The organism is Pseudomonas sp. TH10 (assembly GCF_016651255.1).
Taxonomy (GTDB): Bacteria; Pseudomonadota; Gammaproteobacteria; order Pseudomonadales; family Pseudomonadaceae; genus Aquipseudomonas.
Genome location: NZ_JAEKEG010000028.1, coordinates 13,555 through 37,920, shown reverse-complemented (window position 1 = coordinate 37,920; position 24,366 = coordinate 13,555). Strand labels below are relative to the sequence as shown.

The 24,366-nt window shown below is 60.0% G+C and carries 20 protein-coding genes and 8 pseudogenes; 10 read left to right on the top strand and 18 right to left on the bottom strand.

Features of this window, described 5'->3' with window-relative positions; translation table 11 throughout:
- Positions 1-29: 29 nt before the first annotated feature.
- The gene (gene cysZ / locus JFT80_RS03725; protein ID WP_201146958.1) at positions 30-782 is read right to left on the bottom strand and encodes a sulfate transporter CysZ; all 753 of its coding nucleotides are present in this window, start codon (positions 780-782) and stop codon (positions 30-32) included.
- Between the two features lie 310 nt (positions 783-1,092).
- Between cysZ and trxB the strand changes: the two genes are divergently transcribed.
- Positions 1,093-2,055, top strand: a complete 963-nt coding sequence (trxB, locus tag JFT80_RS03720; protein WP_201146957.1) for a thioredoxin-disulfide reductase — start codon at positions 1,093-1,095, stop codon at positions 2,053-2,055.
- A gap of 183 nt (positions 2,056-2,238) precedes the next feature.
- Here the strand turns inward: trxB and JFT80_RS03715 are convergent.
- The 11 genes and pseudogenes from JFT80_RS03715 to JFT80_RS03665 form a co-directional block, all read right to left on the bottom strand.
- A pseudogene (locus JFT80_RS03715) lies at positions 2,239-3,524 on the bottom strand (NAD(P)/FAD-dependent oxidoreductase).
- A 162-nt stretch (positions 3,525-3,686) separates the two neighbouring features.
- Positions 3,687-4,519, bottom strand: a pseudogene (locus JFT80_RS25025) (transporter substrate-binding domain-containing protein).
- A 45-nt stretch (positions 4,520-4,564) separates the two neighbouring features.
- Positions 4,565-5,356, bottom strand: a complete 792-nt coding sequence (locus tag JFT80_RS03705) for an amino acid ABC transporter ATP-binding protein (RefSeq protein WP_274610155.1) — start codon at positions 5,354-5,356, stop codon at positions 4,565-4,567.
- Between the two features lie 6 nt (positions 5,357-5,362).
- The gene (locus tag JFT80_RS03700) at positions 5,363-6,337 is read right to left on the bottom strand and encodes an amino acid ABC transporter permease (RefSeq protein WP_122837537.1); all 975 of its coding nucleotides are present in this window, start codon (positions 6,335-6,337) and stop codon (positions 5,363-5,365) included.
- A 227-nt stretch (positions 6,338-6,564) separates the two neighbouring features.
- A pseudogene (locus tag JFT80_RS03695) lies at positions 6,565-7,816 on the bottom strand (aspartate aminotransferase family protein).
- A 163-nt stretch (positions 7,817-7,979) separates the two neighbouring features.
- The gene (locus JFT80_RS03690; protein ID WP_201146956.1) at positions 7,980-8,318 is read right to left on the bottom strand and encodes a HopJ type III effector protein; all 339 of its coding nucleotides are present in this window, start codon (positions 8,316-8,318) and stop codon (positions 7,980-7,982) included.
- On the bottom strand, positions 8,311-8,607 hold the full coding sequence (locus JFT80_RS03685; RefSeq protein WP_201146955.1) for a DUF1244 domain-containing protein: 297 nt from the start codon (positions 8,605-8,607) through the stop codon (positions 8,311-8,313). The genes JFT80_RS03690 and JFT80_RS03685 overlap by 8 nt, the downstream gene beginning before the upstream one ends.
- Positions 8,608-8,705: 98 nt before the next feature.
- The gene (gene folX / locus JFT80_RS03680; protein ID WP_007914273.1) at positions 8,706-9,077 is read right to left on the bottom strand and encodes a dihydroneopterin triphosphate 2'-epimerase; all 372 of its coding nucleotides are present in this window, start codon (positions 9,075-9,077) and stop codon (positions 8,706-8,708) included.
- Entirely contained in the window at positions 9,078-9,653 is a 576-nt protein-coding gene (gene folE / locus JFT80_RS03675) for a GTP cyclohydrolase I FolE (RefSeq protein ID WP_201146954.1), read from the bottom strand.
- A 22-nt stretch (positions 9,654-9,675) separates the two neighbouring features.
- Positions 9,676-10,386: a dihydromonapterin reductase gene (gene folM, locus JFT80_RS03670; RefSeq protein WP_201146953.1), complete on the bottom strand. Its 711-nt coding sequence runs from the start codon at positions 10,384-10,386 to the stop codon at positions 9,676-9,678.
- A gap of 232 nt (positions 10,387-10,618) precedes the next feature.
- On the bottom strand, positions 10,619-11,188 hold the full coding sequence (locus tag JFT80_RS03665) for an antibiotic biosynthesis monooxygenase (RefSeq protein WP_201146952.1): 570 nt from the start codon (positions 11,186-11,188) through the stop codon (positions 10,619-10,621).
- A 210-nt stretch (positions 11,189-11,398) separates the two neighbouring features.
- Between JFT80_RS03665 and JFT80_RS03660 the strand changes: the two genes are divergently transcribed.
- Positions 11,399-12,358 carry a MerR family transcriptional regulator gene (locus tag JFT80_RS03660; RefSeq protein ID WP_122837543.1) on the top strand — a complete coding sequence of 320 codons (960 nt, stop codon included), beginning with the start codon at positions 11,399-11,401 and terminating at the stop codon, positions 12,356-12,358.
- A 1-nt stretch (position 12,359) separates the two neighbouring features.
- On the opposite strand, the gene JFT80_RS03655 is transcribed toward JFT80_RS03660, so the two are convergent.
- Both JFT80_RS03655 and JFT80_RS03650 read right to left on the bottom strand, forming a co-directional pair.
- Complete coding sequence (locus JFT80_RS03655) at positions 12,360-12,965, bottom strand: hypothetical protein (RefSeq protein ID WP_201146951.1); 606 nt, start codon at positions 12,963-12,965, stop codon at positions 12,360-12,362.
- Positions 12,966-13,019: 54 nt separating this feature from the next.
- Positions 13,020-13,496 carry a PAS domain-containing protein gene (locus JFT80_RS03650; RefSeq protein WP_201146950.1) on the bottom strand — a complete coding sequence of 159 codons (477 nt, stop codon included), beginning with the start codon at positions 13,494-13,496 and terminating at the stop codon, positions 13,020-13,022.
- Between the two features lie 154 nt (positions 13,497-13,650).
- On the opposite strand from JFT80_RS03650, the gene JFT80_RS03645 reads away from it, so the two are divergent.
- The 4 genes and pseudogenes from JFT80_RS03645 to JFT80_RS03630 all read left to right on the top strand — a co-directional run bounded on the left by JFT80_RS03645 (position 13,651) and on the right by JFT80_RS03630 (position 16,978).
- On the top strand, positions 13,651-14,106 hold the full coding sequence (locus JFT80_RS03645) for a flavodoxin (protein ID WP_201146949.1): 456 nt from the start codon (positions 13,651-13,653) through the stop codon (positions 14,104-14,106).
- A 102-nt stretch (positions 14,107-14,208) separates the two neighbouring features.
- Complete coding sequence (locus JFT80_RS03640) at positions 14,209-14,991, top strand: class II aldolase/adducin family protein (RefSeq protein ID WP_201146948.1); 783 nt, start codon at positions 14,209-14,211, stop codon at positions 14,989-14,991.
- Positions 14,991-15,892: pseudogene (locus JFT80_RS03635) on the top strand (alpha/beta fold hydrolase). Before JFT80_RS03640 ends, JFT80_RS03635 begins: the two are co-directional and overlap by 1 nt.
- A 175-nt stretch (positions 15,893-16,067) precedes the next feature.
- Positions 16,068-16,978, top strand: a pseudogene (locus tag JFT80_RS03630) (SDR family oxidoreductase).
- A 168-nt stretch (positions 16,979-17,146) separates the two neighbouring features.
- Here JFT80_RS03630 and JFT80_RS03625 read toward each other — a convergent pair.
- Both JFT80_RS03625 and JFT80_RS03620 read right to left on the bottom strand, forming a co-directional pair.
- Complete coding sequence (locus tag JFT80_RS03625) at positions 17,147-17,452, bottom strand: hypothetical protein (RefSeq protein WP_201146947.1); 306 nt, start codon at positions 17,450-17,452, stop codon at positions 17,147-17,149.
- A 74-nt stretch (positions 17,453-17,526) separates the two neighbouring features.
- Positions 17,527-18,321 (bottom strand): IclR family transcriptional regulator, encoded by a 795-nt coding sequence (locus JFT80_RS03620; protein WP_201146946.1) that lies wholly within the window; start codon positions 18,319-18,321, stop codon positions 17,527-17,529.
- A gap of 164 nt (positions 18,322-18,485) precedes the next feature.
- On the opposite strand from JFT80_RS03620, the gene hmgA reads away from it, so the two are divergent.
- The 3 genes and pseudogenes from hmgA (at position 18,486) to maiA (ending at position 21,745) form a co-directional block, all read left to right on the top strand.
- Positions 18,486-19,790, top strand: coding sequence for a homogentisate 1,2-dioxygenase (gene hmgA / locus JFT80_RS03615; protein WP_201146945.1), 1,305 nt, complete (start codon positions 18,486-18,488; stop codon positions 19,788-19,790).
- Positions 19,791-19,793: 3 nt separating this feature from the next.
- Positions 19,794-21,097, top strand: a pseudogene (fahA, locus tag JFT80_RS03610) (fumarylacetoacetase).
- 12 nt (positions 21,098-21,109) lie between these two features.
- Positions 21,110-21,745, top strand: a complete 636-nt coding sequence (gene maiA, locus JFT80_RS03605; protein ID WP_201146944.1) for a maleylacetoacetate isomerase — start codon at positions 21,110-21,112, stop codon at positions 21,743-21,745.
- A gap of 133 nt (positions 21,746-21,878) precedes the next feature.
- On the opposite strand, the pseudogene JFT80_RS03600 reads toward maiA, so the two are convergent.
- A pseudogene (locus JFT80_RS03600) lies at positions 21,879-22,683 on the bottom strand (SirB1 family protein).
- A 175-nt stretch (positions 22,684-22,858) separates the two neighbouring features.
- Here JFT80_RS03600 and JFT80_RS03595 point away from each other — a divergent pair.
- A complete protein-coding gene (locus JFT80_RS03595; RefSeq protein WP_201146943.1) occupies positions 22,859-23,878 on the top strand; it encodes a Glu/Leu/Phe/Val dehydrogenase in 1,020 nt (339 codons plus the stop codon).
- A 158-nt stretch (positions 23,879-24,036) separates the two neighbouring features.
- Here JFT80_RS03595 and JFT80_RS03590 read toward each other — a convergent pair.
- Positions 24,037-24,291: pseudogene (locus tag JFT80_RS03590) on the bottom strand (YebG family protein); the annotation flags it as partial.
- Positions 24,292-24,366: the final 75 nt, after the last annotated feature.

The following is a 24,366-nucleotide window of genomic DNA, read 5'->3' as shown; positions in this document are numbered from 1 at the left end:
TGACGGAGAAATGATGGATTTGTGAACAGTCAGCGCTGGGTCACCAGGTTTTCCGCGCCACGTTCACGCACCCAGAACAACGTGGCGCCCGCGACGGCCGCCGGCATCATCAGGATATTGACCACCGGAATCAGCAGCATCAGGTAAACACTGCCGCCAAAACTCATGCTCTGCCAGCGCTTTTCGCGCAGCCAGGCAAGCATCTCGTTCCAGCCCAGCTTGTGGTTATCCGCCGGGTAGTCGATGTACTGGATCGCCATCATCCACACCCCGAACAGCAACCACAACGGCGCGGCGATGATGTTGACCACCGGGATGAACGACAGGATGAACAGCCCGAGCGCCCGTGGCAGGAAGTAGCCGAGCTTGCGCATTTCCCGGGCCAGGGTGCGCGGGATCATGGCGATCAGCTCACCCCAGCTGAAAGCCGGGAAGTCGTCGGTGCCGCGCACCACCACTTCGACTTTTTCCGCAAGGAAGCCGTTAAAGGGCGCAGCGATGATGTTGGCCAGCATGGTGAAGGTGAAAAACACCATCAACACCACCAGCACGACGAAAATCGGCCACAGGATGTAACTGAGGAAGCTCAGCCAGTCGGGCAGCGACGGCATCAGCGTATCGACCCAGAGGCTGAACTGGTGGCCGGCCAGATAAATCAATCCGACGAACAGCACCAGGTTGATCGCCAGCGGCAACAACACGAACAGGCGCAGGCCGGGGCTGAGGACCAGTTTTAGGCCTTCGCGCAGGTATTGCGGGCCGGACAGAACAGGGGCGGGCATAAGGTGCTCCGAGCAAAGGAAAACGCGCCGACCTTACCGACTTTGCCCGGGAGGCGAAAGCGCCGTGGCAGCCACGACATCAGCTTTAACAAATTAGTCTATACAGTCGCGGTACCGGATAGAGACGACCTATGAGCTGGATTGTTAAACCGTATTTCCTTAATCTTGCGCCCCTCGATACGCTGCACCCAACTTTTTACAGGACTGTCGAGCTCAAACCTTCCCCAAGGTTTTCCACGGTCCTTTTTTATTCCCGCCGGCAGTCCGGCGATCCGTGCCCGTTTTTCGGCCCGGTCAACAGGAGCAGGTCATGTCTGAAGTCCGTCATTCGCGAGTGATTATTCTCGGTTCCGGCCCTGCCGGTTACAGCGCTGCGGTATATGCGGCCCGTGCCAACCTCAAGCCACTGCTGATCACCGGCATGCAGGCTGGCGGTCAGCTGACCACCACTACCGAAGTCGACAACTGGCCGGGCGACGTCCACGGCCTGACCGGCCCGGCGTTGATGGAACGTATGAAAGAACACGCCGAGCGTTTTGAAACCGAGATCGTTTTCGATCACATCAACGCCGTCGACTTTGCTGCCAAGCCTTACACCCTGACCGGTGACAGCGCGACTTACACCTGCGACGCCCTGATCATCGCCACCGGCGCCAGCGCTCGCTACCTGGGCCTGCCGTCGGAAGAAGCGTTCATGGGCAAAGGCGTTTCGGCCTGCGCAACCTGCGACGGTTTCTTCTACCGCAACAAGCCAGTGGCGGTAGTGGGCGGCGGCAACACCGCGGTTGAAGAAGCGCTGTACCTGGCCAACATCGCCAGCACCGTGACCCTGATCCACCGTCGCGAAACCTTCCGCGCCGAGAAAATCCTGATCGACAAGCTCAATGCTCGCGTGGCTGAAGGCAAGATCATCCTCAAGTTGAACGCCAACCTCGACGAGGTGCTGGGCGACAACATGGGCGTGACCGGTGCACGCTTGAAGAACAACGACGGCAGCTTCGACGAAATCACTGTCGACGGCGTGTTCATCGCCATCGGCCACACCCCGAACACTTCGTTGTTTGAAGGTCAGTTGACGTTGAAAGACGGTTATCTGGTGGTGCAGGGCGGCCGTGACGGCAACGCTACCGCGACCAGCGTAGAAGGCATCTTCGCTGCCGGCGACGTGGCTGATCACGTTTACCGCCAGGCCATCACCTCCGCCGGTGCCGGCTGCATGGCGGCACTGGATGCCGAGCGCTACCTGGACGACCTGCAGAACGCCAAGTTCTGAGAGCGTTGAAATGAAAAAACCGGCTTCGGCCGTTTTTTTGTTCGTGGATCCTGTCAACACCCAACTGTAGGAGCGAGCTTGCTCACGAAAAACCTCCATGCGACACGTTTATCCAGCAAGCCCACATCATCATTGAGGTCCATCGCGAGCAAGCTTGCTCCTACAGTGAGATGCTTTACAGGCTCAACCCTTGATTCGTTCCTGCACGAAATCCATCACCTTCAACGACTGATAAATCGCATTCGCCGCGACCCGCCCAAACAGCCCGCCGTTCCAGTCCAGCAAGTAGGGTTTGAACAGCTCATACCGCCGGCTTTCCCCGCACACCGCCTCAGCGATGACGCGGCCGCCGATCGAGCCGGTATTCAACCCGTGCCCGCCAAATGAAGTACAGGCCCAGACACCCGGTTCCAGCAACCCGAGGTTGGGCATCTTGTTGGTTGAATAGCCCATCAGCCCGGACCAGGCCAGTTCGATTTTCACCGGGGCCAGCTGTGGGTAGACCGAGACCATGTCTGCCTTGAGCATGGCGGCCAGGGCCTGTTCGTTCTGTTCGTTCCGGGTGGTGATGCGTCCGCCCCAGAGCAGGCGATCGCTTTCCACTACCCGATAATAATCCGAAGCCCGACGGTCATCGGAGAACGCTGCGCCGGAATCGAGCACCGATTTGATCGAATCGCCCAGGTGCTCGGTCAGTACCACGTAAGTGGCAATTGGCAGGTAGGCGCGACTGAGCTTCTGCAGTTCCGGGCCACCGTAGCCGCCCGCGCAGAACACCAGGTGCTGGCAGCGTACGCTGCCGCGAGCCGTGCGGATCAACTTGTCCGTACCTGCGTGATGCCAGGCCAGCATTTTCGAGTGTTCGTGAATCTTGCCGCCCGCCGCTTCAATCGCCAGTGCCAGGCCCAGGCAGTAATTGAGCGGGTGAAAATGCAGGGCGTTCGGGTCTTCTACGCCCTGGAAGTAACGTTGGGTGTGAGCCCGCTGGCGAATCTGTGCGGTGTCGAGGTAATTGAGCTCGTAGCCGAAGTCGCGGCGCATCGTCTCGATGTGAGACTTGACGCCAGCGCCGTCGTCGTAGCGCTTTACCCGGATCGTGCCGGCGGACGGCTCGCAACCGCCCAGCGCCAATTCGGCGATATTATGACGCACGATCTGTACGCCTTCGACTGACATCTGAAACAGTGCCTTGGCCTGATCCAGCCCGAGCTTTTTGCGAATGGCCCCCGAGCCTTCAGCCCAGCCTGGCGAGACCACCCCCACCATTGCGTCCGGATGCGCCCCAGGCCACCTGGTGGGCTTCCAGCACGATCACCTCTTTTGCCGCGTCGGGTCAGTTCCAGGGCTGCGGTGAGGCCGGCGATGCCGGCACCGATGATGCACACGTCACAGTTCTCATCGGTATTGAGTTCAGGCCTGGCCGCGCGGGGCAGCGAGGTTTGGGAGTACCAGGTGTTGGGGAAGGACATGGGTCGATCCTTGGAAATAGTTGACTGCACATGCACGCACACATTCAACCCTGTAGGAGCGAGCTTGCTCGCGAGAAACCATGGACACCGCGTTCATTCAGGCTGCCCGCGTTAATCGTTGACGCCCATCGCGAGCGAGCTCGCTCCTACAAGGGAAACGGGTTACTTGACGGTCGAGTAATCGACGCCGTACCACTTGGTCGACAATTTCGTCAGCGTGCCGTCCTTGTGCATCTCGTCGATGATGGTGCCCAGCTTGGCCTTCAACTCCGGATCACCCTTGTCGGTAGCCACTGCCAGCGGCTCATAGAAAGCGACGACGTTGTCCACGGCGCGTAGCGGGTAGCCTTTTTTGACCGCCGCATCCAGGGTGCTGCGCTGGGTAAGGATGGCGTCCAGACGAGCGCCATCGCCCAGGCGCAGATCGTCCAGCGGCCCGACGGAACCGGCGTAGGTCTTCATTTTTTCGGTCTTGACGTCGTACACCACGGGCGGCACATCGCTGGTTTCGATGGCCAATGCCTGGTTGAGGAAGTCCTCGGAAGTGGTGCCCCTTCAACGCCGATCGTCTTGCCGTTCAAGGCTTTGTGGTCCGTGACCGTAGACTTGTCATGCACGGCAAACACGTAAGGCACGTAGTAATAAGTGCCCGGGAAGTCGAGGATGCGCGCGCGGCTTTTGGTTGCCGTCATCGAGCCCACGGACATGTCCCAGCGTCCGTTCCACTTGCCGGCGGTGATCACGTCCCAATCGGGCGTGATGAACTTGACCTCGACGCCCAGGCGCTTGGCGATTTCTTTCGAGACATCGATATCGAAGCCATCGATTTCATTCTTGTCGTTGATGAAGCCCTGTGGCGGCCAGGTGGCCGACGTGGCAACGGTCATCGTCTTGCTGCTCTGGATCTTGTCCAGCACCGCGCCGGCATGGGCGGCGCCGACAAACAACAGCGACATTGCGGCGGCGAGGGTGAGTACGCGTTTACTTCTGACCATGTCCATCTCCATGTCTCGTTATTGTTATGAAGGGCAAAGCGGTGTTCAGTGACCGATGATCTGCGATAGGAATTTCTGCGCACGTTCGGTCTGCGGGTTATTGAAAAATTCGGCCGGGGTGGCCTGTTCGATAACCTGCCCCTGATCCATGAACAGCACGCGGTCGGCGACCTTGCTGGCAAAGCCCATTTCATGGGTGACGCAGATCATGGTCATGCCGTCGGTGGCCAGTTCGCCCATCACGTCCAGTACTTCATGGACCATTTCCGGGTCCAGGGCCGAGGTCGGTTCATCGAACAGCATCACTTTGGGATTCATGCACAACGCCCTGGCAATCGCCACTCGCTGCTGCTGGCCGCCGGATAGTTGCGACGGGTATTTGTCGGCATGCTCGGCAATGCGCACCCGCTCCAGGTACACCTGCGCGCGCTTCTTCGCTTCCCCAGCCGACACGCCTTGCACCAGTTGCGGCGCCAGGGTCAGGTTGTCCATCACGCTGAGGTGCGGGAACAGGTTGAAGCTCTGGAACACCATGCCGATTTCACTGCGCACGGCGCTGACACTTTCTGCCTCGCTGGTGAGGAGGATGCCGTTGACCTTGATCTGGCCTTTCTGGAAATTTTCCAGATGGTTGATGCAGCGAATCATGGTCGACTTGCCCGAGCCCGAGGGCCCGCACACCACCAGGATTTCACCGGTGGCGACGTTCAGGTCGACATCGCGTAGCGCATGAAAATTGCCGTACCACTTGTTCAGGCCGGTGATGGAAATCATCGAGGGATTGGCTGGCGCAGCAGGGGCCAGGTCGAGACGTTCTGCGGTACTGGTGAGAGTCATCAGCCATCAACCTCTTGCCGTGGATCGGTTCACCCGTTTTTCGATTCGCGCCTGCACCCGCTCGAGAATGAACGACAGTGCCCAGTAGATCATCGCGGCGGTGATCAGCATTTCCAGGTGGCGGAAGTCCGCACGGCCCTGGGTCTTGGCCAGGTACATCAACTCCCACACGCCGATCACCGAAACCAGGGAGCTGTCCTTGAGCATGGCGATGAACTGGTTGCCGGTGGGCGGGATAATCACGCGCAGCGCCTGGGGCATGATCACCCGGCTCAAGGTCTTGAACGGGCTGATATTCAGCGCCCGGGAGGCTTCCCACTGACCCACCGGAATGCTCTGGATGCCGGCGCGGAAAATCTCGGTCATGTAAGCGCCGTAGCACAGCGACAAGGCGAGGATGCCCGCCGGGACTGCGTCGACCACATACCCCAGCTGCGGCAGGCCGAGGTAGATCAGGTAGATCTGGATCAGCAACGGCACGCCGCGAAAGAACGAGGTGTAGAACGAAGCGAGGGCGTTGGCCAGACCGTTGTTCGACAGCTTGGCGACTGCGCCGATCAACGCCAGCACGAAGGCAATCACGATCGCCACCGCCGAAATGTACAGCGTGGTGGCGGCGCCCTGGACGACCAGGAAACCGACTTTGTCGAGGATGAAGCTGTAGGACAGGTCGAAGGTGTCGAAGAACGCGAGGAACAGGATCAGCAGTTCAATCCAGACCACCGTGGTCTGCACCTTGAACTTGAGGCGTCCGAGGATGTGGAAGTTCAGCGTCCCCAGCGCGGCGATGGCCAGGCCAATGGCGATGTTGCGGGTAGTCAGGCTGTCGGGGGCATTGCCCAGCAGTGGATGCAGAACGTTACCGAGGGCGCTGTTGCCCAGGTTCATCAGGTAGGCGCCGAGGAACAGTACAACGGCTACGCCGAGCAGGAATTGAGGATCGTTGGACTTCTTCTTATAAATTATATTGTCGTGATACATGCATGCCTCGGCGTTTAAATGGTGATGATCTCGCTGATAAAGTGGGGTTGGTCAGGATTTGAACTGTAGGAGCCGGTGTGCCGGTGATGGCGATTTCAAGTACGCCATCGCCGGCAATCCGGCTCCTACCGTTCGAAATCGGGTGTCTTCGATGAGTATTGCGACGCAAATTCAGGGACTGCAAGCGACCATAATTCGCTACGTCAGTCCCTGAGCTCATTTTGCCATCAGGTCAGTTGTGCCAGGCAGGACTCGAGGATGTCCAGGCCTTCCTCCAGCACGGCGGCCTCGGTGGTCAACGGCGCCAGCAGCCTGATGATGTGGCGCGACTTGCCACTGGGCATCAGCAACAAGCCGGCATCCCGGGCCAGGGCCAGCAATTGGGTGAGCTGCGCGGCAGCCGGCGTGCCGTCAGGATGAGTCAGCTCGATGCCGCGCATGGCGCCGACACCGGTCAGGCGCCCGAGGAAGGGCGACAGCTGGCGCGTGTGCCAGGACTGATAGCGGCTGACGATGGCTTCTTCCTGCTGCGCACCCCAGCTGTGCAATCGGGCGTCGGTCATTTCGTCAAGGGTCGCCAGCGCAGCCGCGCAGGCTATGGGGTTGCCGGAATAGGTGCCACCCAGCCCGCCCTTGGGCAGTACGTCCAGCAGCTCCTTGCGCCCGACCACCGCTCCCAGTGGCACTCCGCCGGCGATGCTTTTGCCCAGCAGAATCAGGTCCGGCTCGATGCCAAGGCGCGAAAAGCCGAAGCGCTGGCCGGTACGGCCAAAGCCCGACTGGATCTCGTCGGCGATCAGCACAATACCCTTGTCATCGCACAAACGTCGCAGCGCTCTGGGCGAACGCCGGGTCCATCGCGAGAAAGCCCGCTTCGCCCTGCACCGGTTCGAAGATGAAACAGGCGACGTCAGCAATGTCGATTTCCACGCTGAACAGACGGTCCATGGCTTTGAGGGCTTCAGCGCAGGTCACGCCATTGTCGTGGCTCGGATAGGGCAAGTGGTAAACAGGCCCGGGCAGCAGGCCAACTTTTTGTTTGTAGGGCGCGACTTTACCGTTGAGGTTGAGGGTGGCCAGGGTACGGCCGTGAAACGCGCCGTCGAAAGCAATCACGGCGCTACGTCCGGTGGCGCCGCGGACGATCTTCAAGGCGTTTTCTGCGGCTTCTGCGCCACTGTTGGTGAGCATTCCGCTGACCGGGTAGTCGACGGGGATGAAGGCGCTGAGGCGCTCCATCAAATCGATGTAGGGCTGGTGTGGGGCGGCGTTGAATGCGTAATGGGTCAGCCGTGTGGCCTGATCGCGAATGGCTTCGACGATGCGCGGGTGGCAATGACCGAGGTTGAGCACGCCGATACCACCGACGAAGTCGATGTAGCGCTTGCCCTCGGTGTCCCAGACCTCGGCATTTTTGCCATGGCTGAGGGTGACGGGATGAACCACGTTGATCGAACGGCTGATGCTTTCGCTGCTCATGGGTGACCGACTCTGAAGAAGGGATGCTTCTTTTTATCTAAGCCGTGAGCGGTGGTGGCGGGCAAACGAAATAAAGTCGCCGGGTCAATCTTAAAAGTCGGGATGTTTTTGAAGATCAAAAGATCGTCCGAACGCGGCCCGATCTTTTGCTTTTGCTGTTAGGTCAACGACGAGTCAGCGGCTGCGCACTGAACTTCACACCCGCCAGCCCGTGGGTAATCAACGCCCGGATATTGCCATGATCACTGCCCTCAGGCGTCGCCACCACCGAGCGGTAATGTTCACCGAACGCCAGCAGAGCCTCTTCATCGCTCAGGCCTTCCAGCAGCGCCAGGCCCAGGGTCTTGCACGAGCCTTCGTTCTGGCCGGCAGCGTTGTCCACGCCGCCGTTGCTGAAGACCTGGGGTTGGTAGTCGTACCCGGCGGCGATAAACGCCAGAGTGTCGGCGAAAGCGTGTTCACCGCTCTTGAGGCTGGCGCGCAGGGTGTTCAGGTCACTCATGGGTTTTTCCTTTGGCGAACGCCGCTTGTTGTTCGGCGCTGGCTTCTTGCTGAAATTGGGCTTTCCACTCGGCGTACGGCATGCCGTAAACCACTTCGCGGGCGTCATCGAGGCTGACGTCTATCTGGCGCTCGTCGGCTTCGGCCTTGTACCACTTCGACAGGCAGTTGCGGCAGAACCCGGCGAGGTTCATCAGGTCGATGTTCTGCACGTCCTTGCGGCTGTCCAGGTGGGCGACCAGCCGGCGGAAGGCGGCGGCTTCGAGTTCGAGGCGTTGTTGCTCGGTCATGGAGGTCTCTTCGAGACAGCTTCAAGCGGCGAGCTTCAAGCTGCAAGTTTGGATTGTGGGTGGCTGTAGCTTAACGCTTGCGGCTCGAAGCTTGAAGCTCAGCGGCTCGCCGCGAGCGTTATTGACACCGACTCGGCAAAACGCAGTGCGTGCGGCTTGTCGACTTCGACTTCGGCGTACAGCACCGAACCATTGCTCATTACCAGATCCAGCAATTCCTGAGTCAGCCGTTCGAGCAGCGCAAAGCGGTTGCCCTCGACGTGGGCGATGATCGCCTTGGTGATCGTGCGGTAATTCAGTGCGTGGTCGATGTCGTTATCGCGCACCGCTTCCTGCGCGGCATACAGGATGGTCAGATTGATCAGCACATCCTGCTTGTTGAGGATCTCGTCCTCGTTGATCCCGATAAAGGTGCGCAAGCGCAGATCCTTGACCCGGATGCGCGCCATTCCCGGCTGAAGTTGTGGCATTTACTTGCTCCGTCCAATCAATTGCAGGAACTCCTGGCGGGTGTTGCTCGACTCGCGGAAGGCGCCGAGCATGACCGAGGTGTTCATCGTCGAATTCTGTTTTTCCACGCCGCGCATCATCATGCACATGTGCTTGGCTTCGATGACCACGGCGACGCCGGCGGCATCGGTGACCTGTTGCACCGCATCGGCAATTTGCCGCGTGAGGTTTTCCTGAATCTGCAGGCGCCGCGCGAACATGTCCACCAGCCGCGCGATTTTCGACAGGCCCAGCACCTTGCCTGTCGGAATATAAGCCACATGGGCCTTGCCGATGAAGGGCAGCAGGTGATGTTCGCACAACGAGTACAACTCGATGTCAGCGACGATGATCATCTCGTCGCTGTCAGAGGCAAACAACGCGCCATTGACGATCTCGTCAACGCTCTGTTCGTAGCCGTGACACAGGTATTGCATGGCCTTGGCCGCTCGCGCCGGAGTATCGATCAGGCCTTCACGGTCGGGGTTTTCACCAATGCCGATGAGGATGTCGCGATAGCTCTGGGACAGGGCGTTGCGGGGTAGCGTTAGAGTCATGCAAGATCCTCTCGGGGCGGCGTTATTTGACGTGCCGTCCGCCGTTGACGGTCAGGGTCGTGCCGGTGACATACGGGTTGTCGAGCAGGTAGCGCAGGCTCTGATAGATCACTTCGCTGCCCGGTTCGATGCCCAGCGCGGATTTGGCCAGGGCTTTGGCGCGGTACGCCGCGTTGTCGTCGGGGTTGAACAATAGCAGGGCCGGCGCGACGGTGTTGACCTTGATGGCCGGCGCATAGCGGGCGGCGAAGGACAGGGTCAGGCTGTCGAGCCCGGCTTTGCTGGCGCAATAGCCGATGTGCTTGCTGCTGCCCTTGCGCGTGACGTCGTCGCTGATATGGATGATGTCGGCAGGCGTCGAGCGTTGCAGCAGCTCCGCGCAGTGCAGGTTGATCAGGTACGGCGCAAGCATGTGCAGATTGAACATGCGCGTGAACGCTTCGGCCTCGCTGTCCGGGGTTTCGGCCAGCCATTCTGAGGCGTTGTGGACGATGGCGCGCAGGCTGTCGGTGTGGGTGTTGAGTTCGCCGATGAAGGCAAGGATGCCGGCTTCGCTGGAGAAGTCGGCGAACAGGCCGATGGCACCCAGATCACGCAGGGCCTGCACACCGGGGCGTTCGCTGCGATAGCTGAAGATGACCGGCTGACCTTCCTCGAGCAGACGCTGCGCACAATGCAGACCGACACGTTGGCCGGCACCGGTGATGAGGATCGGGGCTGCGCAAGAGGTCATGTCGGGCTCGCTTTGCGGTAAGAGCCAAACTATACCAGCGCCGGGGTGGATCTACCTCCGTCCTGTGGACTCAAGGATTGAGGATTGAGGGATTCAGTACTGCGACCTGAGCACTGGGGGAGCAAAGCTTGCTCGCGATGGTCGGCAGGTCGCGGCAGCCACCCTGTTGCCCCGCGTCATCGTTGGCGACCATCGCGAGCGAGCTCGCTCCTACCTCGCAGTGGTGGTGGCTTCAATGATTCTGCGCAGACGCCTTCACCGCCACCCGCCGGGCAGCATTACCACTCAGCCATCCCGCCAGGACTCGCGTCGACAGCGGAATAAAGAAATAAACCATCAACGGCGTCAGGCACAGCGTACTGACCAGCACCCGGGGCAACAGGCTCAGCTCGCCCAGCAACGGCTCCAGCAAAAAGTTGAACAACAACGACACCGGGAAGAACGCCAGCCAGATAGCCACCGCCTGTTTCCAGCGCGGCGGACGTGCGCCTGCGGCGCCGAACCAGCCTTCAATGCCGCTGACCCGATGCTCCTTGGGGTGGGCAAACAGGTCGCTGCCACGCGCCAGCCAGGCTGTGCGGGAAGCCGAATGCTCCCAGGCATGCAAAGTCTGTTCGTCGACGAAGCGGAAAATGATTTGAAACTCGTTATCGCCAGGCGGCGGAGCCAGCACGCCAGAGCCGAGATAGCCGGGGAAGTCGGTGGCCAGTTGTTCGCCTTCGCGCAGCCAGTCCATCAGGTCCTGATAGCGGCCATCGGCGACGCGACGCGCAACCATCAGCGTGACGGGGGAAGTAGACATTGTGTATCTCCGTATTACGAACGCGTTGCTCCGGGTAGGAGTTTCGCCAGACGCAGGCCGGGGTAGTGGCCTGCGTTTTATTACAAGCAAGGATTATTCCTGATTCTGCATAATTCACCAGCGCCTTCGGTCATTCATGAATTTCTTGAGTGGTCGTGGGGCAGGGGAGTTAAGATAAGTACCGATTCGTACACGGACGTGGGCCGCGAAATGCCTGTATTGACTGACATCGCTCCTTCTACGCTGCAAGCCCGTTCGCTGGAGCGCGAAGACCTGTTTCCCATTCGGGAGGTCTCGCGCCTGACCGGAATCAATCCGGTGACCCTCCGAGCCTGGGAGCGTCGTTATGGGCTGCTTCAGCCCACGCGCACCGAAAGCGGGCATCGGCTGTACTCCATGGCCGATATCGAAAAGGTCCGCAGTATCCTCGGCTGGATCGAGCGCGGTGTAGCGGTCAGCAAGGTCGGCAAGATCCTGGCCAAGGCCGAGCCCCTCCAGGCCCTGGCGAAAATCATCCCTGACGAACTGGTGCTCGCCGACTATGCCCAGTGGCAGCAGCAAGTGCAGGCGGCGGTCAGTGGTTTTGATGAAGTGCTGCTGGAACAGATCTACGGCCAGATCTTTTCGAGTTATCCACTGGCGGTGGTCTTTCAGGACATCCTCATGCCGTTATGGCAACAGTTGCTGCTGCGCCATGATGGGTTCGGGCAAACCAGCGAATGGCTATTTCTCGACGGTTTCCTGCGCTCCCGGGTGTTGCAGCGCCTGCAACTGATGCGCGTCATGCAACCGCGCCGGGTGATTGTCTGCGCCTTGGGCGACCAGGCCCGTGAGCTTGAGGTACTGGTCACGGCGCTGTATCTCGGCCATGTCGACTCGGCCATTCAGTTCCTGTCGATCGGCCAGCCTTTTGACGAACTCACCCTGGTCTGCGAGCGGGTCAAGCCGCAGGCACTGGTACTGGTGTCCAATCACGCGCCGGCTGCTGACTTTCCTCGACGTCTGAATCGTCTGGCCCTGAGCCTGGATTGTCAGTTATTCCTGGCCGGTGATGCGTCTGACCTGGCGCAAGAAAGCCTGGCCGAGTCGTCGATCGGTTGCCTGGGCAGTGAAGGCGTAGTGATGCGCCAGCGCCTGAAACAATTTCTGGCGGGCAATCTCGATACGTAGATCAGAGGTGCAGGGCGGGGTGGGTCAGGCGATGTTGCTGAAGGATGAACTGGCGCAGCCGCTCGGTTTCGTCCTTGTCGCTCTGACTTAACTGATAAGCAAAAAAGCCGCTTTCGGTTTCTTTCTCGAATGTTCCGCGCAACGCGATCCGTTCATAGCCGGACGGGCTGAACCACAAGGCGAAGTGTTTCGGCGGTTTGGTCTTGTTGCGCACTTCCAGCAGTACACCTTTGAACGACACCTCATGCACCCACAGGGTACCTGGCTGGCCGTTCGCGTTTTCCAGTGCTACGGGCTCCTCGAGCACCAGGCGCCAAGGCCTGACCATCGGCCCGTCTTCATAGATGCTGGGCACGCCAAGGCGCAGGTGCAGCGCATGGAATTCGTCTTCGACCAGGTGCAACGGAAAAGTCATCTGCTGGTTTTCGAAATTGGCCTGGATGGTGACTTGCTCATGAGCGGCCAGGCGCGTGAGCAGATCACGAATTTGCGAACCGCCATTAACCAGCAGACTCGACGTCGCATCCCGCACGTTTAGCTGCGGGTTGTGCTGCATGGTCTGGATAAAATCCAGCTCATCCTGAGTGAGGAGGGCGTCGCGTTGCATGGCTCGCTCGAAAGAAATAGTTACAAAGTCATTGGTGATTGTAGTTAATGACAATTAGTTCGCTGTTTTGTTTGAACCGTTCGTCGATTTCAGTGCGGCCAGCTCTGACTGCAGGGCTGCAACCTCGGCTTCCAGTTGCGCGACGCGCTGCTGAGCCTTGACCTGAACCGTCACATCCTTTTGCACACCGACGAAGTACGTCATGCCGTCGTCAGCATTTTTTACTGTCGAAAGCGACAGCTCATTCCAGAATGGCGTGCCGTCCTTGCGATAGTTACGCAGGATCTGCCGGCACGATCCATTGTTGCGCAGCACCTCGCGAATCAGCTCAAGCCCTTGCTGGTCGCGGTCTCCGGCCTGCAGAAAGCGGCAGTCCTGATAGAGGATTTCTTCGCTGTTGTAACCCGTCATGCGCTCGAAGGCCGGGTTGACGTAAATCAGGATGTTGTCCTGTTCGCCTTCCTTTTCTGCCACCACGATTCCATCGTTCGAAGCATTGATCACCATTTGCAGCAGATTGGCATTGATCATCTGTGAGTCCATTCAGAATTGCCGAAGGCTCGCATTCTAGAAGAACCGCCGGCGCTGTCTACTGGCCATTAGGGCCAGTTGAGATCCAATCGCAGCTTTGCGGCCCGGGCTGTTACTATCGCCGCTCATTTTTTTCAGTTTCAGGATCAGATTGATGAAAGTCGCCATCCTCTCCGGTTCGGTCTACGGCACCGCCGAAGAAGTCGCCCGCCACGCCCAGAACCTGCTGAAAGCCGCTGGCCTTGAAACCTTCTACAACGCGCGCGCCAGCCTGGCGGACATACAAGCGTTCGCTCCCGAGGCATTCCTCGCGGTGACCTCGACCACCGGCATGGGCGAGTTACCGGACAACCTGCAACCGTTGTACTCGGCTATCCGCGATCAATTGCCCGCCGCCTGGCGCGGTCTGCCGGGCGCGGTCATTGCACTCGGCGACGCCAGTTATGGCGACACCTTCTGCGGTGGTGGCGAGCAGATGCGCGAACTCTTCGCAGAGTTGGGCGTGCGCGAAGTGCAGGAAATGCTGCGCATCGATGCCAGCGAAAGCGTGACCCCGGAAACCGACGCCGAGCCTTGGCTGGCAGAACTGGTGGAGGCGTTACGTAACTGACTCGCTCGGCCATCAAGCTGGCTGCCAATGCAACTACGCGAATCCCGGAGGCTGACTAGACTGCTGTCACGTGCAAAACAATAAGAACAGGAGTTCCTTGTCGTGAGCGTAGCCCCCGTCTCGTCACCGCCTGACGTCAAAGATCAGGTCAGCGCCGCCGAATGGCAGGCTCGTGTCGATCTCGCCGCTTGTTATCGTCTGGTCGCGCTGCATGGCTGGGACGATCTGATCTTCACGCACATTTCCGCGAAAGTGCCGGGCACCGAAGATTTCTTGATCAACCCGTTCGGTCTGATGTTCCATGAAATCACCGCGTCGAGCCTGGTGAAAGTCGACCAAGCGGGCAACAAACTCATGGACAGCCCGTACGAGATCAATCCCGCTGGTTACACCATCCACAGCGCCGTACACGAAGTGCGGCACGATGTGGTTTGCGTGCTGCATACGCACACCGCCTCTGGTGTCGCGGTGTCGGCGCAAAAGCAGGGCGTATTGCCGATCAGCCAGCAGTCGCTGTTCGTGCTGTCGAGCCTGGCCTATCACGCCTATGAAGGCGTGGCGCTGAACCACGAAGAAAAGGCGCGCTTGCAGGCCGACCTCGGTGAGAACAATTTCCTGATGCTGCACAACCACGGTCTGCTGACTTGTGGCGGCACCATCGCCGACACCTTTCTGATGATGTTCACCTTCCAGCGTGCCTGCGATATTCAGGTCATGGCACAGACCGGTGGTGCTGAACTCATCGCCATCGAACCGCAAATTCTGGCGGGTGCCAAAGCGATGATCGCTGGCGTCACCAAAAGTGCGCAAGGCATGGGTGGCGCGCTGGCCTGGCCAGCGCTGCTGCGCAAACTCGATAAACAAGACCCCGGATATAAACTCTAATGCCTCTTGCCGAGATTCCTCTGTGTGTCTGGCGTAAACGCAGCCAGACGTTTGTCTTTCGTGGCCAGCCCATTCGTTACTGGACGACAGGGCAGGGCGAGCCGTTGTTGCTGATCCATGGCTTCCCGACCGCCAGTTGGGATTGGCATTACCTGTGGCAGCCATTGGCCCAGCGGTATCGGGTGATTGCCTGCGACATGCTCGGTTTCGGCGATTCGGCCAAGCCCGCCCAGCATGACTACAGCCTGCTGGAGCAAGCCGACTTGCAGCAAGCGCTGCTCGCGCACCTGCAAGTCGCAGACCCGGTGCATGTGCTTGCCCACGATTACGGTGACAGCGTTGCCCAGGAACTGTTGGCGCGGCACCACGAGACGCGCATCGAGCTGGCCAGCTGCGTATTTCTCAATGGCGGCCTGTTTCCTGAAACCCATCGTGCCTTGCTGGTACAGAAACTGCTGCTCAGCCCCTTGGGCTGGATGATCGGGCGGGCCTTTAACCGAGACGCGCTGGTGAAGAGCTTCCGGCATGTCTTCGGCCCTCACAGTGGCCCGAGCGAGAGCGAGATGGACGACTTCTGGAGTCTGGTGGAAAGCAACCGTGGCCCGCGCATCATGCACAAACTCATTGGCTACATTCCCGAGCGCCGCGCGCAGCGTGATCGCTGGGTCGCCGCCATGCAACGCAACGAAGTGCCCTTGCGGGTGATCGATGGCGAGGCCGATCCCATTTCCGGGGCCACATGGTCGAACGCTATCGCCAGCTGATACCCAACCCCGATACGGTCGTGCTGCCCGGTATTGGTCACTATCCACAAATCGAAGCGCCTGCGCAGGTGCTCAAGCACTACCTGGCGTTCCGCGACAATTGCGTGTTACTGCCGCGCAAGGTCGCCTGTTCGTAAATCTGCGGTAAATATCGCTGTCTGCGTTTCTGCAGGAACTGCCGAAGGCTGCGAGCTTTAACGCATCATCCCCCTGCCTTATCGAGCACTATTCAGCCCCAGCCGTTTTCATTGTGACACGCAGCCCCGTGCCTGACACTCGGGCTCATGTCCCTTTGGCCTGGAGTTGTCCCCCATGAGTGAGTCTGTGCGCTTCGAAGATAAAGTCGTGATCATTACCGGTGCCGGCGGCGGCCTCGGTCGCGCCCACGCGTTGCTGTTCGCCAGTCAGGGCGCGAAGGTTCTGGTTAACGACCTGGGAGGTTCGGCCCAGGGGAGGGCGCCAACGCTTCGGCGGCTGATCGAGTGGTAGCGCAAATTCGCGAAGCGGGCGGCATCGCCGAAGCCAACCACGACTCCGTCACTGACGGCGACAAAATCGTCCAGCACGCCATGGACGCCTTCGGCCGGGTCGATGTAGTCGTCAATAACGCCGGGATCCTGCGCGACAAAACCTTCCACAAAATGGACGACGCCGACTGGGATCTGGTCTACCGCGTCCACGTCGAAGGCGCCTACAAAGTCACCCGCGCCGCGTGGCCGCATCTGCGCGAGCAAAACTACGGCCGGGTGATCTTCACCGCCTCGACCTCGGGCATCTACGGCAACTTCGGCCAATCCAACTACGGCATGGCCAAACTCGGCCTCTACGGCCTGACCCGCACCTTGGCCATCGAAGGTCGCAAGAACAACATTCTAGTCAACGCCATCGCGCCAACCGGCGGCACGCGCATGACCGAAGGCCTGATCCCGCCACAAGTGTTCGAGCAACTGAAGCCGGAACTGGTCAGCCCGCTGGTGGTGTACCTCGCCAGTGAAAACTGCCAGGAAACTTCAGGGCTGTTCGAGGTAGGGGGTGGCTGGATGGGCAAAGTTCGCTGGGAACGCAGCCTGGGCGTCGGGTTTGATCCGCGGGCGGGATTCTCGCCGGAAGATGTGGCGGCGAATTGGCAGCAGATTTGTGATTTCGAGGGGGCCGCGCATCCCAAGGATAATATCGACGCGCTGAAGGAGATGATGGGGAATTTGCAGAAGTACTCGTTGTAAACGCAGGTTTTTTCTCTGTGGCCACACCTGGGGGAGCAAAGCGTTGCTCCCACAAAAACGCCCATAAAAAAGGCCGCTGCAAACGCAGCGGCCAAAGTAAGACGTTCGATTAAGGAGCTACAAATCAACGTCTGTGTACAGGGTGCAACGAACCGAAAAAGCTTCGATTCATCTGAATCTGGTCAACGATGCAGTGGACAACAACACACCGCCATCGATCCGCGCTTCCAGCCTGTTCCCCTGAAAGCCCGCCCAGAATAAAGCCTTGTTCCCAAAGGAAAAATAGCGATTACCGACATGCACTGTTGCAGCATCGGCAACAGTGCATGCGCGGCGCATCCACGCCCCTGATACCGCCCCATCCACCTCGCGCATACCCCGCGCGAAGTCCTGGGCGCTCAGGCTGCCATCTTTTTGGCGGATCACGCCCAGGCGTTCGTGCTGCTGCGCGATGCGGAGCGTTTGATGCAGCAACGGCAGATCGCCGACACCTTTTACCTTGGCGTGCGGTTTCAGGTCAGCAGTCAGTCTGTTGCCTCATCCTGAGGTCACTGGGCAGGGGCGGGCTCAAAGCCCATGCGCCAGCTGACGGCGCGGGTAGCGGCCAGCAATCGCTGCGCTGCGGGGCCGTCTTCATCGGCGTGGAACAACGACGCCGGGCCGACAATGGTCATTACCGCCACCACCTGGCCCACGGCGTTGAACACCGGCGCCGACAATGCATCCACGCCGGGCATCAATAACCCGTGCACGTGATGCAGGCCGCGGTCGCGGATGCGTTCACACAGCGTCGCGTAGGCCTGGTCGTCCGCCAGCGGGTGGGGTTTGCCTGCCTGTAGTTCCATCTCGCGCAGATCCACGGTTTCGCGCTTGGGCAAGAAGGCACCAAATACCAGGCCGGTGGACGAGCTGAGCAGTGGCAACACCGAGCCCAATTGCGTCACCACCGTCACCGCACGCACCGCGGGCTCAATGTGCACCACGGTCGCGCCTTGATTGCCCCACACCGCGAGGAAACAGGTTTCGTTGAGTTCGTCGCGCAGTTCGGCCAACGGCAGGGCGGCAATTTTCAGCACGTCCATACTGTTGAGTGCGGCCAGGCCTACGCGCAGGGCTTCACGGCCGAGACCGTAATGGTTGGTTGCGGCGTTCTGCTCGGCGAATCCCGAGGCGATCAGCGCCTGCAAGTAGCGATGCACTTTACTGGCTGGCATCTGCACATGTTCGGCCAGGCGCGACAGCGAAGTCGACGGTGACAACTCGGCCAGGGCCTTGAGGATGTCGGTGCCGACTTCGGCGGAGCGGACTTTCTGTTTGCCGTTACTGTCGCTGGTTTTTTCCATGGTGCGGCCGTGTTCCAAAACGAATGGGCGTCTTTATAGCTTGACGCTGGATAGCGAGCAAATTACGTTATGCGTAATCGAATTACGATAATAACAACCCCGGCGTGCCGAAACCTCTGAGCCAGAGCGATGGGCCACTGCCGACTCCCTGTTCAGGAGGCTCCATGAACCTCGATTCAACCGCTCAGGCGCTGGCGTATCAGTCCGGTTTCGGCAACGAATTCAGCACTGAAGCGTTGCCCGGTGCGCTGCCCGTCGGCCAGAACTCACCGCAAAAGGCCCCCTACGGTCTTTACACCGAATTGTTTTCCGGCACCGCGTTCACCATGACCCGCAGTGAAGCGCGGCGCACCTGGATGTACCGCATTCAGCCGTCGGCCAATCACCCGGCATTCGTCAAACTCGAGCGACAACTAGCCGGTGGCCCGCTGGGTGAAGTGACGCCCAATCGCCTGCGCTGGAACCCGTTGGACATGCCCGCCGAACCGACCGACTTTATCGACGGCCTGGTGAGCATGGCGGCCAATTCTGGCGCCGAGAAGCCGGCAGGCATCAGCATCTATAACTACGCCGCCAACCGCTCGATGGAACGCGTGTTCTTCAACGCCGACGGCGAAATGCTGCTGGTGCCACAACTCGGACGTCTGCGTATCGCCACCGAATTGGGTGTGTTGGAAGTCGCGCCGCTGGAAATCGCCGTGCTGCCACGCGGGCTGAAATTTCGCGTTGAACTGCTCGACCCACAGGCGCGCGGCTATATCGCCGAGAACCATGGCGCGCCACTGCGCCTGCCGGATCTGGGGCCGATCGGCAGCAACGGCCTGGCCAATCCGCGCGACTTCCTGAGCCCGGTCGCCGCTTACGAAAACCTGCAACAACCGACCACTCTGGTACAGAAATTCCTTGGCCAGTTGTGGGCTACCGAGCTCAACCACTCGCCGCTCAACGTGGTCGCGTGGCACGGCAATAACGTCCCGTACAAATACGATCTGCGTCGTTTCAACACCATTGGCACGGTCAGTTTTGATCACCCGGATCCGTCGATCTTCACCGTGCTGACCTCGCCGACCAGCGTGCACGGTCTGGCCAACCTCGACTTCGTGATCTTCCCGCCACGCTGGATGGTCGCCGAAAACACCTTCCGTCCGCCGTGGTTCCACCGCAACCTGATGAACGAGTTCATGGGCTTGATCCAGGGCGAGTACGACGCCAAGGCCGAAGGTTTCGTGCCGGGCGGTGCGTCCCTGCACAGCTGTATGAGCGCCCATGGGCCCGACGGCGAAACCTGCACCCGGGCAATCAACGCTGAACTGGCGCCGGCGAAAATCGATAACACCATGGCCTTCATGTTCGAAACCTGCCAGGTCCTGCGCCCGAGCCGGTTCGCCCTGGAGTGCCCGCAATTACAGAAAAACTACGACACTTGCTGGGCCACGCTGCCCGCCACTTTCGACCCGACCCGGAGATAACCCATGACTCAGACTTCCACTACTCGCAGCTGGGTTGCTTCGGCCAACGGCCATGTCGATTTTCCGTTGCAGAACTTGCCACTGGGCGTGTTCAGCATCGACGGCGGGGCACCGCGCAGTGGCGTGGCCATCGGCGATCACATCTTCGATCTGGAAGCGGCGCTGGATGCCGGCCTGTTCGAAGGCGATGCCAAAGCGGCGGCCGAGGCCACCTGCGGCGGGCAACTGAATACTTTTTCCAGGCCGGTACGCCAGCGCGCAAGGCGTTGCGTGAGCGGCTGCTGCAGTTGCTGGCAGAAGGCAGCACCCTGCACGGCAAAATCGAAGCCCAGGGCGCCAGGTTGCTGCCGCTGGCGGCAAACTGCGTGATGCACCTGCCGGCGAAAATCAGCGATTACACCGACTTCTACGTCGGCATCGAGCATGCGCAGAACGTCGGCAAATTGTTCCGCCCGGATAACCCGCTGCTGCCGAACTACAAGCATGTGCCGATCGGTTATCACGGTCGCGCTTCCACTGTGCGCGCCTCCGGTACCGACGTGCGTCGGCCGAAAGGTCAGACCTTGCCGGCCGGGCAGACTGAGCCGACCTTCGGCCCCTGCGCGCGTCTGGACTATGAACTGGAACTGGGCATCTGGATCGGCCAGGGCAACGAGATGGGCGACTCGATTGCCATCGCTGACGCCGCTGAGCACATTGCCGGTTTTTGTCTGCTCAACGATTGGTCGGCGCGCGACATCCAGGCCTGGGAATATCAGCCACTGGGTCCGTTCCTGTCCAAGAGCTTCATCACCAGCGTCTCGCCGTGGGTGGTGACTGCCGAAGCGCTTGAGCCGTTCCGCACCGCGCAACCGGCGCGTCCTGAAGGTGATCCGCAACCATTGCCGTATCTGTTCGATAAACGCGATCAGGACGGCGGTGCGTTCGACATCGAACTGGAGGTGTTACTGCTCACCGAGCGTATGCGCGAACTGAATCTGCCGGCCCATCGCCTGACCTTGAGCAACACCCGCTACATGTACTGGACCGTCGCGCAAATGGTCGCGCACCACAGCGTCAACGGTTGCCAATTGCAGCCCGGTGACCTGTTCGGTTCGGGCACGTTGTCCGGCCCTGAAAACGGTCAGTTCGGCAGCCTGCTGGAAATCACCGAGGGCGGTAAAAAGCCGATCGAACTGGCTTCTGGCGAAGTGCGCAAGTTCCTTGAAGACGGCGACGAAATCATCCTGCGCGCCCGTTGCGCCCGCGACGGTTTTGCCTCCATCGGCTTCGGTGAATGCCGCGGCAAAGTGCTGGCGGCGCGCTGACAGGAGCGGATCATGGATCTCTACACGTATTACCGCTCGACCTCGTCGTACCGGGTGCGCATCGCGCTGGCACTCAAGGGCCTCGATTATCAGGCGCTGCCGATCAACCTGATCGCGCCGCCGGGTGGCGAGCATCGGCAAGCGGCGTATCTGGCGATCAATCCACAGGGCCGCGTGCCGGCGCTGCGTACCGATGACGGTGAGTTGCTGATTCAATCGCCGGCCATCATCGAGTACCTGGAGGAACGTTATCCACAGGTGCCGCTGTTACCCGAAGACCATGCGGCTCGCGCACAGGTGCGTGGCGTGGCGGCAGTGATCGGTTGCGATGTGCATCCGCTGCACAACGTCAGCGTGCTCAATCGACTGCGCCAGTTGGGGCACGACGAACCGCAGGTGGTGGAGTGGATCAACCACTGGATCAGCCAAGGGCTGGCGGCGGTGGAGCAGTTGATCGGTGATCAGGGGTACTGTTTCGGATCGCAACCTGGGGTGGCGGATGTTTATCTGATACCGCAGCTGTATGCGGCTGAGCGCTTCAACATCTCCCCGCAGGCCTGGCCGCGGATTCGTCGAGTGGCGGCGCTGGCAGCGGCTCACCCGGCATTCATCAAGTCACACCCGGCCAATCAGCCAGACACTCCTTGACTGCACACGCCAATATAAACATCCGGCAACCTGTGGGAGCACAGCTTGCTCGCGATGGCGGTGTGTCATTCAACATCAATGTCTACTGACACAACGCCCTCGCGAGCAAGCTTTACTCCCACAGGATTGGGTGTCAGTGGACGATGGTGTTTGGCGGCAAGTGCCCCAGCCGTTCGGTCAGGCGAATCCGCTGGATCGGATCTTCGCTGAGCATCAATGCATGCTCCAGGTCGAAGCGTTCGGCATTGGGACAGTCCAGTCTTTGATACAGGCTCGCCCGGGCCAGGTAGTCGGCGGCGCTGGCGTTGCCCAGTTCCAGTACCCGCTCGGCATCGATCAGGGCACCGATATAATCATCGTGAGCCAGATGCAGTTGGCGCAGGTTGCGGGACAGACGTTGCAGCATCTGCTGCGGTTCGGCGGTGACCAGATGCTCGGCGCTCAGCTTCATGTTCGGACCGTATTGGCGATGCAGCAACTCCCGGCAATCATTCGGGTACAGACGCCGCCCGCCGCAAGGATCAAGCAGGTGGTCGGCGCCCGGAACCCGGAGTAGAAAATGCCCCGGGAAATTGACCCCGACCATCGGTATTTCCAGGCGCCGGGCCAGCTCAAGCGCGATCAAGCCCAGCGCCAGGGGTTGTCCGCGTCGGCGTGTCAGCACCTTGTCCAGCAATGCCGCCTGCGGACGCAGCGGCGTGAAGTCGTCCTGGGCAAACCCCAGGTCATTCATGCGGCGCAGCAACAGGTTGCGCCAACTCGCTTACCGGCAACATGGGCAAACCATGGCTAACCCGCTGCTGCAGATCCCTGAACCCAGCCAGTAGGGATTCGACGTTCAGCTCCTGGTCATGCTCGACACAGATCCACAGCGCCGCCTCGAACAGCGCGGGCGGTGATCGTTGCAGGCACTCAAAGAAGCATTGGCGGGGCGTCATCAAAATCTCCCGGGACATGCCTCGTTTTAGCCCCGTCTCCCTCATTCGTCCAGTGCCCCGAAAGGTTATGTCCGAATCCCTTAACCCGAGCGCTGCTTATTCCGGCGTGCTTCAGCAAAATTCAGGCGCGAGCCTATACTGGCGACTACAAGAAGTGATTTTCGGGAGCCTTACGATGTTCGCTCTCATGCAAAGCAATCGCCTTGAATCGCTGCATCTGAGCGTCGACCCGGTTTCCGGGTTGAAGGCGGTCATTGCCATTCATGACAGTCGCCTCGGGCCAGCTCTGGGCGGGTGCCGTTATCTTGCCTATCCCAACGATGAATCCGCCGTTGAGGATGCCATTCGCCTCGCTCAGGGCATGAGCTACAAAGCCGCTCTGGCGGGCCTGCCTCAGGGCGGTGGCGTTGCGGTGATCGTGCGCCCGATACATGTCGAGAACCGGGGTGCGCTGTTCGAAGCCTTCGGCCGTTGCGTCGACCAACTCGACGGGCGCTACATCACCGCTATCGACAGCGGCACTTCGGTAGCCGACATGGATTGCATCGCCCAACAGACCCAGCATGTCACCAGCACCACCTCGGCGGGCGACCCGGCGCCACACGCGGCAATGGGCGTGTTCACCGGGATTCGCGCGACCGCCATGGCTCGCTTGGGCAGCGATAACCTCGAAGGCTTGCGGATCGCGATTCAGGGCTTGGGCAATGTCGGTTTTGCACTGGCCGAGCAACTGCACGCGGCGGGCGCCGAGCTGTTGGTCAGTGATATCGATCATGGCAAGGTGCAACTGGCGATGGAGCAACTCAATGCGCATCCGATTGCCAATGATGCATTGCTCAGTACGCCTTGCGACATTCTCGCTCCCTGCGGCCTGGGCGGTGTACTCAACAGTCACACCGTCACACAACTGCGCTGCTCGGCGGTGGCGGGCTCGGCGAACAATCAGTTGACCCATGTCGAAGTCGCCGACTTGCTTGAGCGGCGGGGGATTTTGTACGCCCCCGATTATGTGATCAATGCCGGCGGGTTGATCTATGTCTCGCTCAAGCACCGTGGTGAAGAGCTGACCACCATTACCGCGCACCTGTCGAAAATCAGCTCCCGTCTCACCGAGGTGTTCGCCCATGCCCAGGCGGAAAAGCGTTCCCCTGCGCGGGTGGCAGATGAGCTGGCGGAGCGGGTGTTGTATCGCTGATGCCCAGGCATGAAAAAGGCCCTGAGTCGCTGGACTCAGGGCCTGTTCAATTCGGGCGCTGATTACTTTGGTGCTTTTGCCGCCTTTGCAGGTTTGGCGGGGGCAGCGGGTTCAACCGCTTCAGGTTCTTGCGCTACTTCAGCGGGGGCAACCACTTCGGCCGGTGCGTTGAGCAGTTCCGACAGGGCGTCAGGCTGGCTCTTGAACGCACGGGCAAACACATCGCGATTCTTCGCCATGTAGATCCCGGCTTCTTCCACTTGCTGTTCAGTCAGCGACGGAACGGCTTTTTGCAACACATCGGCCAGATATTCGGCCAGCTCGAGCATTTTGTCATGACGGTCAGCTTCGGCTTTATCCATGAACAAGCGCTCCAGATCTCGGCTGCTGCGGTATACCACTTCGACGGCCATTCACCACCTCACATGCCTTCACATTAAGTTGTCTTGACGACTACTGTATCCATATACAGCGAAAAGGATAAGCGA

Excerpts from the sequence above, each read along its gene's own strand:
- JFT80_RS03700 (WP_122837537.1), bottom strand. The coding sequence starts at position 6,337 with ATGTATCACGACAATATAATTTATAAGAAGAAGTCCAACGATCCTCAA.
- JFT80_RS03690 (WP_201146956.1), bottom strand. The coding sequence starts at position 8,318 with ATGAGTGACCTGAACACCCTGCGCGCCAGCCTCAAGAGCGGTGAACAC.
- folX (WP_007914273.1), bottom strand. The coding sequence starts at position 9,077 with ATGCCACAACTTCAGCCGGGAATGGCGCGCATCCGGGTCAAGGATCTG.
- folM (WP_201146953.1), bottom strand. The coding sequence starts at position 10,386 with ATGACCTCTTGCGCAGCCCCGATCCTCATCACCGGTGCCGGCCAACGT.
- JFT80_RS03705 (WP_274610155.1), bottom strand. The coding sequence starts at position 5,356 with ATGACTCTCACCAGTACCGCAGAACGTCTCGACCTGGCCCCTGCTGCG.
- folE (WP_201146954.1), bottom strand. The coding sequence starts at position 9,653 with ATGACTCTAACGCTACCCCGCAACGCCCTGTCCCAGAGCTATCGCGAC.
- JFT80_RS03660 (WP_122837543.1), top strand. The coding sequence starts at position 11,399 with ATGCCTGTATTGACTGACATCGCTCCTTCTACGCTGCAAGCCCGTTCG.
- JFT80_RS03685 (WP_201146955.1), bottom strand. The coding sequence starts at position 8,607 with ATGACCGAGCAACAACGCCTCGAACTCGAAGCCGCCGCCTTCCGCCGG.
- JFT80_RS03655 (WP_201146951.1), bottom strand. The coding sequence starts at position 12,965 with ATGCAACGCGACGCCCTCCTCACTCAGGATGAGCTGGATTTTATCCAG.
- JFT80_RS03645 (WP_201146949.1), top strand. The coding sequence starts at position 13,651 with ATGAAAGTCGCCATCCTCTCCGGTTCGGTCTACGGCACCGCCGAAGAA.
- JFT80_RS03665 (WP_201146952.1), bottom strand. The coding sequence starts at position 11,188 with ATGTCTACTTCCCCCGTCACGCTGATGGTTGCGCGTCGCGTCGCCGAT.
- JFT80_RS03650 (WP_201146950.1), bottom strand. The coding sequence starts at position 13,496 with ATGATCAATGCCAATCTGCTGCAAATGGTGATCAATGCTTCGAACGAT.
- trxB (WP_201146957.1), top strand. The coding sequence starts at position 1,093 with ATGTCTGAAGTCCGTCATTCGCGAGTGATTATTCTCGGTTCCGGCCCT.
- JFT80_RS03620 (WP_201146946.1), bottom strand. The coding sequence starts at position 18,321 with ATGGAAAAAACCAGCGACAGTAACGGCAAACAGAAAGTCCGCTCCGCC.
- JFT80_RS03595 (WP_201146943.1), top strand. The coding sequence starts at position 22,859 with ATGTTCGCTCTCATGCAAAGCAATCGCCTTGAATCGCTGCATCTGAGC.
- cysZ (WP_201146958.1), bottom strand. The coding sequence starts at position 782 with ATGCCCGCCCCTGTTCTGTCCGGCCCGCAATACCTGCGCGAAGGCCTA.
- hmgA (WP_201146945.1), top strand. The coding sequence starts at position 18,486 with ATGAACCTCGATTCAACCGCTCAGGCGCTGGCGTATCAGTCCGGTTTC.
- maiA (WP_201146944.1), top strand. The coding sequence starts at position 21,110 with ATGGATCTCTACACGTATTACCGCTCGACCTCGTCGTACCGGGTGCGC.